This window comes from Citrobacter sp. Cpo089 (assembly GCF_030332695.1).
GTDB lineage: Bacteria > Pseudomonadota > Gammaproteobacteria > Enterobacterales > Enterobacteriaceae > Citrobacter > Citrobacter portucalensis.
Genome location: NZ_JAOWHJ010000054.1, coordinates 168175 through 181163 on the forward strand (window position 1 = coordinate 168175; position 12989 = coordinate 181163).

At 55.0% G+C, this 12989-nt stretch carries 12 protein-coding genes and 1 riboswitch; of the genes, 6 read left to right on the forward strand and 6 right to left on the reverse strand.

The features are described 5' to 3' along the window. The first annotated feature begins 15 nt into the window (after positions 1-15). Positions 16-783 (forward strand): DedA family protein, encoded by a 768-nt coding sequence (locus OGX92_RS10755; RefSeq protein WP_240389389.1) that lies wholly within the window; start codon positions 16-18, stop codon positions 781-783. 85 nt (positions 784-868) lie between these two features. Here OGX92_RS10755 and thiQ read toward each other — a convergent pair whose 3' ends face one another. From thiQ to sgrR, 4 genes are all read right to left on the reverse strand, one after another. Next, entirely contained in the window at positions 869-1567 is a 699-nt protein-coding gene (gene thiQ / locus OGX92_RS10760; RefSeq protein ID WP_286586534.1) for a thiamine ABC transporter ATP-binding protein ThiQ, read from the reverse strand. Further along, entirely contained in the window at positions 1551-3161 is a 1611-nt protein-coding gene (gene thiP, locus OGX92_RS10765) for a thiamine/thiamine pyrophosphate ABC transporter permease ThiP (RefSeq protein ID WP_240389390.1), read from the reverse strand. Before thiP ends, thiQ begins: the two co-directional genes overlap by 17 nt. Further along, a complete protein-coding gene (gene thiB, locus OGX92_RS10770; protein ID WP_063941099.1) occupies positions 3137-4120 on the reverse strand; it encodes a thiamine ABC transporter substrate binding subunit in 984 nt (327 codons plus the stop codon). The genes thiP and thiB overlap by 25 nt, the downstream gene beginning before the upstream one ends. A 30-nt stretch (positions 4121-4150) precedes the next feature. After that, a riboswitch (TPP riboswitch) is annotated at positions 4151-4248 on the reverse strand. Between the two features lie 47 nt (positions 4249-4295). Continuing rightward, positions 4296-5951, reverse strand: coding sequence for an HTH-type transcriptional regulator SgrR (gene sgrR, locus OGX92_RS10775; RefSeq protein WP_191235767.1), 1656 nt, complete (start codon positions 5949-5951; stop codon positions 4296-4298). Between the two features lie 99 nt (positions 5952-6050). Between sgrR and sgrT the strand changes: the two genes are divergently transcribed. From sgrT to idnR, 5 genes are all read left to right on the forward strand, one after another. Then, on the forward strand, positions 6051-6179 hold the full coding sequence (gene sgrT / locus OGX92_RS10780) for a glucose uptake inhibitor SgrT (protein WP_003829577.1): 129 nt from the start codon (positions 6051-6053) through the stop codon (positions 6177-6179). A gap of 108 nt (positions 6180-6287) precedes the next feature. Continuing rightward, a complete protein-coding gene (locus tag OGX92_RS10785) occupies positions 6288-7466 on the forward strand; it encodes a sugar efflux transporter (protein WP_003829576.1) in 1179 nt (392 codons plus the stop codon). 278 nt (positions 7467-7744) lie between these two features. Continuing rightward, on the forward strand, positions 7745-8509 hold the full coding sequence (idnO, locus tag OGX92_RS10790; RefSeq protein WP_003829575.1) for a gluconate 5-dehydrogenase: 765 nt from the start codon (positions 7745-7747) through the stop codon (positions 8507-8509). 57 nt (positions 8510-8566) lie between these two features. Beyond that, the gene (locus OGX92_RS10795; RefSeq protein ID WP_286586535.1) at positions 8567-9850 is read left to right on the forward strand and encodes an MFS transporter; all 1284 of its coding nucleotides are present in this window, start codon (positions 8567-8569) and stop codon (positions 9848-9850) included. A gap of 82 nt (positions 9851-9932) precedes the next feature. Then, complete coding sequence (idnR, locus tag OGX92_RS10800) at positions 9933-10925, forward strand: DNA-binding transcriptional regulator IdnR (RefSeq protein ID WP_032934258.1); 993 nt, start codon at positions 9933-9935, stop codon at positions 10923-10925. Positions 10926-10970: 45 nt separating this feature from the next. Here the strand turns inward: idnR and leuD are convergent, their stop codons facing one another. Both leuD and leuC read right to left on the reverse strand, forming a co-directional pair. Beyond that, positions 10971-11576 (reverse strand): 3-isopropylmalate dehydratase small subunit, encoded by a 606-nt coding sequence (gene leuD / locus OGX92_RS10805; RefSeq protein WP_003829572.1) that lies wholly within the window; start codon positions 11574-11576, stop codon positions 10971-10973. Between the two features lie 10 nt (positions 11577-11586). After that, the gene (gene leuC / locus OGX92_RS10810; RefSeq protein WP_286586536.1) at positions 11587-12987 is read right to left on the reverse strand and encodes a 3-isopropylmalate dehydratase large subunit; all 1401 of its coding nucleotides are present in this window, start codon (positions 12985-12987) and stop codon (positions 11587-11589) included. Between the last annotated feature and the right edge of the window lie 2 nt (positions 12988-12989).

A 12989-nucleotide genomic window follows, 5' to 3' on the forward strand; every position in this document is an offset into this window, starting at 1 on the left:
TTTGACGGACACATTATGCAAGCATTGCTGGAACACTTTATTCTCCAGTCCGCCCTGTACTCTCTGATCGCCGTACTTCTGGTGGCTTTTTTGGAGTCGCTGGCGCTGGTTGGTCTGATTCTGCCCGGGACCGTGATGATGGCGGGGTTGGGCGCGCTGATTGGCAGCGGCGAACTGAACTTCTGGCATGCCTGGCTTGCGGGCATCGTCGGCTGTCTGTTGGGGGACTGGATCTCCTTCTGGTTGGGCTGGCGCTTTAAAAAGCCATTGCACCGTTGGTCGTTCATGAAAAAGAACAAGGCGTTGCTGGATAAAACCGAGCACGCCCTGCATCAGCACAGCATGTTTACTATTCTGGTGGGGCGTTTTGTCGGACCGACGCGCCCGCTGGTGCCGATGGTTGCAGGCATGCTGGATCTGCCTGTCGCTAAATTTATCGTCCCGAATATTATTGGCTGCGTGCTGTGGCCACTGTTCTACTTCCTGCCGGGGATCCTGGCGGGAGCGGCAATTGATATCCCTTCTGATATGCAGAGCGGGGATTTTAAATGGTTGCTGCTGGCGACGGCGGTGTTGCTCTGGGTGGGCGGGTGGTTTTGCTGGCGGTTGTGGCGCAGTGGCAAAGCGGCTGTTGATCGCTTAACGGCGTATTTCCCCCGCAGCCGTTTGCTGTATCTGGCGCCGTTAACGCTCGGGATCGGCGTGGTCGCGCTGGTGGCGTTACTGCGCCATCCACTGATGCCGGTGTATATCGATATTCTGCGCAAAGTGGTGGGTTACTGACGATACCTTTGCTTGCCTTATCCGGCCTACAAAATGTGCGACCTGCAGGCCGGATAAGGCGTTCACGCCGTCATCCGGCAACGCATTATGCTTTAATGCCCAATAGCGCCGAGGCGCTGGCGTTGCCGCTTAACAGATCGTCCGTTTTGCCCTGCCACGCGATGCGCCCATCGGCGACAACAATCGATCGGGACGCAATTCGCGCCGCATCTTCTACGCTGTGAGAAACCATCAGTAACGTCAACTGCTTCGCGCGACAGACCTCGGCGACCAGCGTTAGCATCTCCTGGCGCAGCGCAGGATCGAGCGCAGAGAATGGTTCATCAAGCAGTAAAATAGGTTGTTCCCGCACCAGGCAACGCGCCAGCGCCACGCGCTGTCTCTGCCCGCCGGAAAGCTCGCCGGGGAGTCGCTCCAGCAGTGAGTCGATCCCCATTTGTTGGGCGATGTGGTGCATTTTCTCCCGCTGCGATGCGTTCAGCTTCAATCCCGGATTCAGGCCCAGGCCGATGTTTTGCTGCACGCTCAGGTGGCTGAACAGGTTATTTTCCTGAAACAACATGGAAACGGGACGGCGTGAGGGCGGCGTGGTGGTGTGATCTTCACCGTCAATCATCATGGTACCGCTGGCGGGCGTGAGGAAGCCGGCAATCAGATTCAAAAGCGTACTTTTCCCGGCGCCGCTGGGCCCGAGTACAGCTATTTGCTCACCGCGCGCGACCGACAGCGTAAAGCGCATGGGCAGATGGTGATAAAGCCATGTGATATCAATCAGTTTTAACATTTCGACCCGGCAATTTCTCAATAACGGTAAACAGCGTAAAGCACAGGATCAGCAGTAATAACGCCGTAACCGCGCCATCCTGACTGCGATAAGAGCCAATCTGCTGATATAAATAAAATGGCAGGGTACGGAAATCCTCATTACCAAATAACGCCACTACGCCAAAATCGCCAATCGACAGGACGCAGGCAAACGCCATCGCCTGCGCCAGCGGGCGCTTCAGGGCGCGCAGTTCAACAACTTTCAGGCGCGACCATCCCTCAATGCCCAACGACTGGCACAACATACTGTAGCGCGCAGTGACGTCACGCATTGGGTTTTCCAGCACTTTCAGCGCGTAAGGGATCGCCATCAACGCATTGGTAAAAATAACAATACCGTCGGCAGATTCGGGAAGCCCAATGGTGTTATTGAGCAGCAGAAAGAAGCCGGTAGCTAACACGATGCCCGGCATGGCGAGGATCATCATGCCGCTCAACTCCAGCATCTGACCTGCCAGCAGTTGCTGTCGGGCACGAAGTTCACGACTGCTCCATAACAGCATCATGGTGAGTACGACGCATAACGCTCCTGCTGCTAATGCGATGCGCAGCGAGGTTCCCAGCGCCTGCCACAGCACTGGCTGCATCAGTACATCCAGAACATGGCGGTTTAAGCCATCGATAATCACCGCCAGCAACGGCGGCAGTAACAGCAACAGGGCAAGAATAATCAGGATTGCGTCAGCCAGTCGGCTGTGCAGGCGATCGTCGGGATCGCGCCAGCCTTGTACCAGGGTAGCGCCGGGAGCAATCGCTCGGCTCAGACGTTGACTGAGGAGTACCAGCGCCAAACAACAAACCATCTGGATCAACGCCAGCATGGCTGCGCGGGCAGGATCGTAATCAAAATTCAGCGCCTGATAGATAGCCAGCTCGATGGTGGTGGCCTGTGGCCCGCCGCCGAGCGACAGAACGGTGGCGAAGCTGGCGAAGCACAGCATAAAGATGAGTGCCGCGACGGGCAGGATCTGACGACGCAGCCACGGCCATTCAACAAAACGGAAGAAATGCCAGCCACGCATACCCAACTGAGCGGCTAACTGCCGCTGTTCGCCGGGAATATTCTCCAGCGACTGTAACAGCAGGCGGCTGGCCATCGGCAGATTGAAAAAGACATGCGCCAGCAGAATGCCCTGCAAACCGTATGGCGAAAACGTCCACTCCAGCCCGAATGTATGCCAGAGCGAAGCCAGCCAACCCTGGCGGCCGTAGACGCTAAGAATACCGAATACCGCGACCAGCACCGGCAGGATTAACGTCATCGCGCACAGACGCAGTAGCGCCAGACGTCCTGGAAAACGACGACGATAGAGCGCTCTGGCGAGGAAAATCGCCGGGACAACCGACAGCACAGCGGATAAAAAAGCCTGCCAGAAAGAAAAGCGCACCACGTACCACAGGTAGTCGTCTTGCCACAGCAAGAGCCACTCTCCCTGCGGGGCGTTAAACCACAGTGCCAGAAATGCGGCCAGGGCAACGGCCACCATCAGCGTGGCGGCGGTAAGCCCTGGAACCAACCAGCCGGGGATTAACGGCTGACGGCGCGTTGCCATTCGCTAATCCATGCCTGACGTTGAGTCGCAACCTGCTGCGGCGTAAATTCCAGCGCGGTGGCCGGTTTATTCAGTTGCTCGAATCCTGGCGGCAGGGCGACTTGCGTCACGGGATACATCCAGTTGCCGGTCGGAATCGCATTCTGGAATGCCGGGGACACCATAAACTTCAGGAATTTCTCAGCCAGTTCCGGCTGCTTGCTGGCCGCAGTGCGGGCGGCGACTTCCACCTGCAAATAGTGGCCTTCGCTAAAGTCGGCTGCGGCGTAGTTGTCTTTTTTATCGGCGATGATGTGATAGGCCGGAGAGGTGGTGTAGCTGAGCACCAGATCGCTTTCACCTTTCAGGAACAGGCCGTAGGCTTCGCTCCAGCCCTTGGTGACGGTGACGGTTTTGGCTGCCAGTTTCTGCCACGCCTCTGGCGCTTTATCGCCATAGACTTTCTGCATCCATAGCAGCAGACCCAATCCAGGCGTGCTGGTGCGCGGATCCTGATAAATGACGCGCCATTTTTGGTCGCTCTCTACCAGTTCTTTCAGGCTTTTGGGCGGATTCTTCAGCTTGTTCTTATCATAAACGAAGGCGAAATAGCCGTAGTCAAACGGAACGAAGGTATCGTTTTTCCAGCCGCCGGGTACGTTAACGGCGTCGTTTGCAACACCACTTTTGGCAAACAGTTTGGTTTGTGTGGCGGCTTCCAGAAGGTTGTTATCCAGACCCAGCACGACGTCGGCTTTGCTGTTTTTTCCTTCCATGCGCAAGCGGTTAAGCAGCGAGACGCCATCTTCCAACGCGACCAGTTTTAGCTCGCAGTTGCAGTCAGCTTCAAAGGCTTTTTTGATTGTCGGGCCCGGGCCCCAGTCAGCTGCGAACGAGTCGTAGGTATAGACGGTCAGTACAGGTTTAGCGAAGGCAGGCGCTGCGCATAGCAGTAAAAGCGGAAGACATTTTTTAAACACTTTGCACCTCAAGAGTTGGGTGGCAAAGGACTTGAGATAAGCCTCAAATCCCTTCGCCGGCATTATCCGGATCAGGTTCGACGGGTATCTCTCAGCCAGCATATTGCATAGCACCCCGTTGAGAACGGCGTTAGTGTAGTGATTTTGTTGCCGGGCAGCAATTAAGAGCTGGCTCTTATGGATCCGGCGGCGCAAACCACGCCGATTTAAAATCAAACCAGCCGAGGGTATTCATGCGCAGCCCGCGCATACTGCGCTGTCCCTGAATGATCAGCCAGTGGTGGATTAATGGCACAATGGCCTTTGTGGCGAGCAACTGTTGGCACCATGCTGCCAGGCTCATTTCGCCCGTTCGCCAGCGAGCCGCATCGTTTTCCCAGTCCCGCGAGATACAGTTTTGCAGCAAAGGGACTTCGCACAAATGGGCGAACAGTGAGAAGTCCAGCGGGAGGGTAAAGTTGGCGCTGTTGAGCCAGATATCGCTGATGATTTCACCTGCATGCCATTGATCGTAGTCGATCTCCTGAATATTCAACTGTACCTGATGCTGCGCCAGCAACGTTTTCATGATCTGCGCGATAATCCGGTGTTCGATATGATCGCGATAGTAGGTGATCGTCAGCGTTTCCAGCCCGGCGGGTTTTTCACCATGGCCAGGTTTGGCGTGGTGCCAGCGGGGAAGCAAACCGTAGGCGGGAAACCACAACCGCTGGTACTGTTCATCGGCGTGGCAGATTAAATTCGTTGGCGAGAGAACGCGGCTTGCCCACTCGCGAACCTCCTGATTAGCGCCACGGTGGCTACGCGCATCAAACAGCAGGTAGTAGCAGCCTTCTTCGAGGCGGCTTTCAATCGCCTTTTCATCCTCTGTGGGGCCTTTTAGCGTCAACCCGCCGCCAGGCTCTTCTCCGATGTCGGGTAATACCCAAACGTTAACTTCGTCGATCAGCGCCCGGTAGCCAAAGTAATCATCAAATGCATGAATTTTCAGTTGGTTATTGGTATTGCGCATTACCGCATACGGACCGGTACCAATCGGGTGGCTGGAAAAGTTGTTTAGCGTTTCCCATTCTCGCGGCAGGATCATGGCCGGGACCTGCCCCAATAGCCAGGGAAGCCAGCGGTCTGGCTGGGCCAGATGGATATCCAGCGTCCAGGCCGTGGGAGAAACTATTTGCGTGATGTGTGAGTACAGTGGCAGGGTGTTAATGCGCCTCAGCGAGGCGATAACATCTTCCATTTCCAGCTCGCGGCCATGATGAAAATGGATCCCCGGGCGCAGGAAGAATCGCCAATGCAAAGGTGAAATTTGCTGCCAGTGATGGGCAATGTCCGCTTCCAGTTCCCCATTTTCCTCATTTACCCGAATTAAGGCACTGAAGATTTGGCGGGCGATATGGGTTTCGGAGCGGCGTAATGCCGTACCGGGGAGCAGGTTGTGCATCGGGCGATAATAGAGAACGCGCATGATATGCCGACCCTGGCGAAAGCTGCGGCCAAGGTGGGAGACCAGCATTTGCCGGACGGCCGTTTTGTCACCGACGAGCTGCACCAGTTGATCGATACGATCCTGTTCCAGTAGGTCTTCCGCGCGCTGCTGCTGGAGCGCCAGCCCGGTATAGAGGAATGTCAGTCGCGAGCGTTTACCTCGTCCAACTTCAGCTTCCCACGTCAACCAGCCACGATCCTGCATGGTATTAAGCAGCGTACGCATATGGCGACGCGAGCAGCTCAGTAGATCCGCCAGCTCGTTGAGCGTCGTGTCTTGCGTCTTACCGTCACAGCATTGCCACAGACGGATGAACTGTTGTTGCAAACGACCAGAAGACATAAAAGGGGAACTCCTGCGGAAAACTCAGCAATTTTATAATCCCTATATTAAGCCAATAATAGATTCCGATGAAGCGATGAGACAACGAAGGGGTCATCTATGCGTCAGTTCTGGTTGAAGTACTTTACCGCGACAGAAAAATCGTCCTGGTTGGCTTGCCCGAGTGCCCCGCAGCGCTTAAAGATGCTCGAAGAGCTGATGCAGTGGGAGATGACATCTGACTCCTGAATTGGAAATTGCAGACATCATGTGTGACTGAGTATTGGTGTTAATCGCCGCGCCAGCAGGTATTATCTGCTGGCTTTTTTCGTTTCAGCTGCGCTTAAAAGGAAAGATATGCTCTGGATTATGACCATGGGACGGCGCCTCAACGGCGTTTACGCGGCATTTATGCTGGTCGCTTTTATGATGGGCGTGGCGGGGGCATTGCAGGCACCCACGCTGAGTCTGTTCCTGAGCCGTGAAGTCGGGGCGCAGCCATTTTGGGTCGGGCTGTTTTACACCGTCAATGCGATTGTCGGGATCGTCGTCAGCCTTGGCCTTGCGAAACGATCTGACAGCCAGGGCGATCGACGTAAGTTGATCATGTTCTGCTGCCTGATGGCAATTGGCAATGCGTTGCTGTTTGCCTTTAATCGTCACTATCTTACGCTGATCACCTGCGGTGTGCTGCTGGCCTCGCTGGCGAATACCGCCATGCCGCAGCTGTTTGCGCTGGCGCGGGAATATGCTGATAACTCCGCGCGTGAAGTGGTGATGTTTAGCTCGGTGATGCGTGCGCAGCTTTCACTGGCCTGGGTAATTGGCCCTCCGCTGGCTTTTATGCTGGCGCTGAATTACGGCTTTACGGCGATGTTTTCCATTGCCGCAGGGATTTTTGCCATTAGCCTGGTGCTGATTGCGCTGATACTGCCGTCAGTTGCCCGGGTGGAGCAGCCTGTAGACGTGCCGCTGGAACAGACCGGCGGTTGGCAGGACAAAAATGTGCGTATGTTGTTTATTGCCTCCACGCTGATGTGGACCTGCAACACCATGTACATCATCGATATGCCGCTGTGGATAAGCCTCGAACTGGGCTTGCCGGACAAGCTGGCCGGGATTCTAATGGGGACGGCAGCTGGACTGGAAATTCCGGCGATGATTCTTGCGGGCTATTACGTGAAGCGCTTTGGCAAACGGCGAATGATGATCGCGGCCGTCGCGGCAGGCGTGCTGTTTTATCTTGGTTTGATCTTCTTTCACAGCCGTACGGCGCTGCTGGTGCTGCAACTGTTTAACGCGGTATTTATCGGTATTATCGCCGGGATAGGCATGCTGTGGTTTCAGGATCTGATGCCCGGACGTGCGGGATCAGCGACCACATTATTTACCAACAGTATTTCAACGGGAGTCATTCTGGCAGGGGTGATTCAGGGGGCTGTTGCGCAAAGCTACGGTCACTATGCCGTCTATTGGGTAATTGCGGTGATTTCGGTGGTGACGCTGTGGATGACCGGGCGGGTGAAGGATGTTTAGTCCGGTGCAATCCCGGCGTCGCTGTGCTCGACCGGACGACATTTCGTATTCGCTTTTGTCGTTTTTGTAGGCCGGATAAGGCGTTTACGCCGCCATCCGGTAACCTGTCCTTACGGCCTGATCGCGTTACGCTTATCAGGTCTATCCTTCTTTTTTTCATCTTGCACGTAAATGTAATGTTGATCACATAACGATCATTTTCCTCTTCCTGGATCTTCTTTTTTCTACTGTTACGCGTATACAGTTACGCGTAACAGTTATTAAAAAAGGAGTTTTTTATGAAAAACCTATTCGACCTGACCGGTAAACGCGCGCTGATTACCGGTTCCGCCCAGGGCATTGGTAACCTGCTGGCCAACGGTCTGGCGGCGCACGGTGCTGAGATTGTGATTAACGATATTACCCAGCAGCGTGCTCAGGCGGCGGCGGACAAACTGGTGGCTGAAGGCTATCGCGCCGTTGGCTATGGATTTGATGTCACCAACGGGGAAGAGGTGGCGCGCGCCATCGCGCAAATCGAAAAGGAAGTTGGGGCCATTGATATTTTAATTAACAACGCCGGAATTCAGCGTCGTTATCCCTTCACCGAATTCCCGGAGGCTGAATGGGATAAAGTGATTGATGTAAACCAGAAATCGGTCTTTCTGGTGTCGCAGCAGGTTTCCCGCTACATGGTGCAACGCCGCCGCGGGAAGATTATTAATATCTGCTCAATGCAAAGCGAATTAGGTCGTAAAACCATTACCCCATACGCGGCGTCAAAAGGCGCGGTCAAAATGTTAACCCGTGGCATGTGCGTGGAACTGGCGGAATACAATATTCAGGTCAACGGCATTGCTCCCGGCTATTTCGCCACCGACATGACCACCGCGCTGGTCAACGATGAAGCATTCTCCGCCTGGCTGTTCCAGCGCACGCCCGCCGCTCGCTGGGGTAACCCGGAGGAGCTGATCGGCGCGGCGGTTTATCTTGCCGCGCCCGCTTCTGACTTTGTGAATGGGCATCTTCTGTTTGTGGACGGCGGCATGCTCGCCGCGGTCTGATAAATAATGGGCCGCAGTCGTGGCTTGCCAGCGAAAACAATAATCCAAGGAGTGAGTATGAATATGCTCGCAAAACTGCCAGCACGTCGCTGGTGGTATTTAATGCCGATTATTTTGATTACCTACAGCTTAGCTTATCTTGACCGCGCCAATTACGGCTTTGCCGCTGCCGCGGGTATTGAACATGACTTGGGGATTACTCAGGGAACTGCATCGTTAATTGGCGCGTTATTCTTCCTGGGCTACTTCTTTTTCCAGGTGCCGGGCGCGATGTACGCCGTTAAGCATAGCGTGCGCAAAATGATTTTTTACAGCCTGATCCTTTGGGGGCTTTGTGCCGCGGCGACCGGCTTTGTCAGCAATATCCCAACGCTGATGGCGATCCGCTTTATTCTCGGCATCGTCGAAGCGGCAGTGATGCCCGCGATGCTGATTTATATCAGCAACTGGTTTACCAAAACTGAACGCTCGCGCGCCAACACCTTTTTAATTCTCGGCAACCCGGTCACAGTGCTGTGGATGTCGATAGTCTCCGGCTACCTGATTGAAGCCTGGGGCTGGCGCGAAATGTTTATTATCGAAGGTATCCCGGCGGTGATCTGGGCGTTCTGCTGGGTGATTCTGGTACGCGACAAACCGGCGGATGCGGGCTGGTTGAGCGAGCAGGAGAAACAGGCATTACAGCAGGCGATGGATCGCGAGCAGCGCGACATCAAACCGATGCGTAACTACGGTGAAGCGATGCGTTCACGCAGCGTCATTATGCTTTGCGCGGTGCATGCGCTGTGGAGCATCGGGGTGTATGGCTTCATGATGTGGATGCCGTCAATCCTCAAAAATGCAGCTCAGATGGACATCGTGGCGGTGGGCTGGCTGGCAGCGGTGCCGTATCTGGCGGCGATTTGCCTGATGCTGACTGTCTCCTGGCTGTCCGATAAGTTCCAGAACCGTAAACTGTTTATCTGGCCGCTGCTGTTGATTGCCGCTATCGCGTTCTTTGCCTCGTGGCTGTTGGGCAACCAGTCCTTCTGGCTCTCCTACGCGCTGCTGGTTGTGGCCGCCGCCTGTATGTATGCGCCTTACGGGCCGTTCTTTGCGCTGATCCCCGAACTGCTGCCACGCAACGTCTCCGGCGTGTCGATGGGGATGATCAACAGTTTTGGCGCGTTAGGGGCATTCCTCGGCGCGTGGCTGGTGGGTTACCTCAACGGCGTGACCGGCGGGCCGGGCGTCTCCTACACCTTCATGGCGATTGCTCTGCTGGCGTCGGTGGTGCTGATGTACTGCGTTCGTGCGCAAAATGAAACCACGTCGCCGTCGGCTGAGATGGCTACGCGTTAAGGTTGAGCGAGGAGTGCAGTCGCTAACCGGCTGTGATAAGGTTCTCTGCGAGCATAATGGGCTGTTGGTCGTAGAGAACCTCATGAAAAACAATCGGATGACATTACAGGATATCGCTAATCTGGCCGGGCTGAATAAGATGACGGTCAGCCGTTATCTGCGTGACCCGAATCAGGTGTCGCAACGCAGCCGCGAATTGATTTCGAAAGTGATGGAAGAGAACAACTACATCCCCAACCGCGCCCCGGAAATTCTGCTCAACGCACGCAGCAAAACCATTGGTGTGCTGATCCCCTCGTTTCGTAATCAGATCTTTGCCGACGTGCTGGCGGGGATTGAATCCGTCACCTCGGCCTGCCAGTACCAGACGCTGATCGCCAACTACGAATATGATGCCGAGCGTGAAGAACGTGAGGTGCTGAACTTGCTCTCTTACAATATCGACGGCCTGATCCTCACGGGAAAGCTGCATACCGAGCGGATGATCCAGTACGTGCGCGCCAGCGGCGTACCGGTGGCGGAACTGATGGATATTAGCGGCCAGTATCTTGATATACAGGTTGGGTTTGATAACGAAAAAGCCGCGTTTGAAATGACGCAGGCTTTTATTGACAGCGGTAAACGCAGCATTGCTTTCTTTGGCTCGATGGATGACCCCCGAGACCTCAGCCGTTTTCGCGGCACCGAGAAAGCGCTGGCGGCGCAGGGACTGGAAGCGTACCACCTGGCGCCAAAAACTATTTCGTCGGTGGCGCTGGGACGCAAGATGTTCCAGCAGGCGATGGGGGAAAAGCCGGATATTGACGCTATTTTCTGTACCAACGATGACCTGGCGGTTGGCGCGCTGCTGGAGTGTCAGGCACAGCAGTACGATGTGCCGGGAAAAATGGCGATTGCCGGTTTCCACGGGCTGGAAATTGGCCGTGCGCGGCTGCAAAAAATCGCCAGCGTGATTACGCCACGCTTTGAGATTGGCAAAACGGCGGCGGATATTCTGATTAAGCGTTTGAACGGGAAAGATGCGCCGGGCAGCGTCAATCTTGGCTACCAAATCTATTACGGCGATACGCTTTAGGCGAAGAGAAAGGGCTGGCCACAGTGCGGTGACCAGCGGAAGAGATTACTGCATAAACGCTGGCTGCTTGTCTTCGTACTCGGTGATGGCCGCTTCATGCTGCAGCGTCAGCCCGATGCTGTCCAGACCGTTCAGCATGCAGTGGCGGCGGAAGTCGTCAATTTTAAAGCTGTAGGACTTATCGCCTGCTTTCACCACCTGCGCTTCCAGATCCACTTCAAATTTAATGCCCGGATTGGCTTTCACCAGTGCGAACATTTCATCTACCTGCGCGTCGCTCAGGGTCACCGGCAACAGTTGGTTATTGAAACTGTTGCCGTAGAAGATGTCGGCGAAGCTTGGTGCGATAACAACTTTAAAGCCGTAATCGGTCAGTGCCCACGGCGCATGTTCGCGTGAAGAGCCGCAGCCAAAGTTTTCCCGTGCGAGCAGAATTGATGCCCCTTTATATTCCGGGAAGTTTAAAACGAACTCAGGATTCGGCTGTTGGCCCTTTTCGTCCAGGAAACGCCAGTCGTTAAACAGATGGGCGCCAAAACCGGTGCGCGTAACCTTCTGCAAAAACTGTTTAGGGATAATTGCGTCGGTATCAACGTTGGCGGCATCCAGTGGGACAACCAGGCCGGTATGCTGGGTAAATTTCTCTGCCATGGTAGTTTCCTTATTTGATGCTGCGAATGTCGGCAAAATGACCGGTTACGGCGGCAGCGGCGGCCATGGCCGGGCTGACTAAATGCGTGCGACCACCGCGGCCCTGACGACCTTCAAAATTACGGTTGCTGGTGGATGCGCAGCGTTCGCCTGGGTTCAGGCGGTCATTGTTCATCGCCAGGCACATGGAACAGCCCGGTAAACGCCATTCAAAACCGGCTTCGATAAAGATCTTATCCAGACCTTCTGCTTCCGCCTGCGCTTTCACTGGACCAGAGCCCGGCACCACCAGTGCCTGCACACCCGGCGCAACTTTGCGCCCTTTGGCGATTTCTGCCGCGGCGCGTAAATCTTCAATACGCGAGTTGGTGCAGGAACCGATGAACACTTTATCGATAGTCACTTCCGTTAACGGAATACCCGGTTTCAGCCCCATATACGCCAGCGCTTTTTCAGCTGATGCACGCTCAACGGGATCGGCAAATGACGCCGGGTCGGGAATATTATCGTTCACCGAGATGACCTGACCCGGGTTTGTTCCCCAGGTGACCTGCGGAGCGATCTCTTCTGCCTGCAGGGTAACGACGGTATCAAACGTCGCGTTGTCGTCGGTTTTCAGGGTTTTCCAGTATGTAACCGCGTGGTCAAAATCCTCGCCCTTCGGTGCGTGTAAACGACCCTGAACATAGTTAAATGTCGTTTCATCCGGTGCGACCAGACCCGCTTTGGCGCCCATTTCAATGGCCATGTTGCACAGGGTCATCCGGCCTTCCATGCTCAATGCACGGATGGCTTCGCCACAAAACTCAACCACGTGTCCGGTACCGCCTGCGCTACCGGTTTTACCGATAATCGCCAGCACGATATCTTTGGCGGTAATGCCAGCGGCTACTTTACCGTTGACTTCAATCTTCATGGTTTTGGCGCGCCCCTGTTTCAGGGTCTGCGTAGCCAGAACGTGTTCAACTTCAGAGGTGCCAATGCCAAACGCCAGTGCGCCGAACGCGCCGTGTGTAGCGGTGTGGGAATCGCCGCAGACGATGGTCATACCCGGCAACGTCACGCCTTGTTCTGGCCCCATCACGTGAACGATACCCTGATACGGATGGTTCAGGTCGTACAGCTCGACGCCAAATTCGTTACAGTTCTTAATCAGCTCCTGCATCTGGATGCGTGCCATCTCACCCGACGCGTTGATATCTTTGGTCTGGGTAGAGACGTTGTGATCCATGGTGGCAAAGGTTTTACCTGGCTGGCGCACCTGACGGCCATGCGCGCGCAGACCATCAAACGCCTGCGGAGAGGTCACTTCATGCACCAGATGCCTGTCGATGTACAACAGTGGGGTTTCGTTTTGCGCCTCAAAGACGACGTGCGCATCAAACAATTTTTCGTACAACGTTTTGGCCATGA

Excerpts from the sequence above, each read along its gene's own strand:
- sgrT (WP_003829577.1), top strand. The coding sequence starts at position 6,051 with ATGCGTCAGTTCTGGTTGAAGTACTTTACCGCGACAGAAAAATCGTCC.
- thiQ (WP_286586534.1), bottom strand. The coding sequence starts at position 1,567 with ATGTTAAAACTGATTGATATCACATGGCTTTATCACCATCTGCCCATG.
- sgrR (WP_191235767.1), bottom strand. The coding sequence starts at position 5,951 with ATGTCTTCTGGTCGTTTGCAACAACAGTTCATCCGTCTGTGGCAATGC.
- OGX92_RS10755 (WP_240389389.1), top strand. The coding sequence starts at position 16 with ATGCAAGCATTGCTGGAACACTTTATTCTCCAGTCCGCCCTGTACTCT.
- leuD (WP_003829572.1), bottom strand. The coding sequence starts at position 11,576 with ATGGCAGAGAAATTTACCCAGCATACCGGCCTGGTTGTCCCACTGGAT.
- idnO (WP_003829575.1), top strand. The coding sequence starts at position 7,745 with ATGAAAAACCTATTCGACCTGACCGGTAAACGCGCGCTGATTACCGGT.
- thiP (WP_240389390.1), bottom strand. The coding sequence starts at position 3,161 with ATGGCAACGCGCCGTCAGCCGTTAATCCCCGGCTGGTTGGTTCCAGGG.
- OGX92_RS10785 (WP_003829576.1), top strand. The coding sequence starts at position 6,288 with ATGCTCTGGATTATGACCATGGGACGGCGCCTCAACGGCGTTTACGCG.
- leuC (WP_286586536.1), bottom strand. The coding sequence starts at position 12,987 with ATGGCCAAAACGTTGTACGAAAAATTGTTTGATGCGCACGTCGTCTTT.
- idnR (WP_032934258.1), top strand. The coding sequence starts at position 9,933 with ATGAAAAACAATCGGATGACATTACAGGATATCGCTAATCTGGCCGGG.
- OGX92_RS10795 (WP_286586535.1), top strand. The coding sequence starts at position 8,567 with ATGAATATGCTCGCAAAACTGCCAGCACGTCGCTGGTGGTATTTAATG.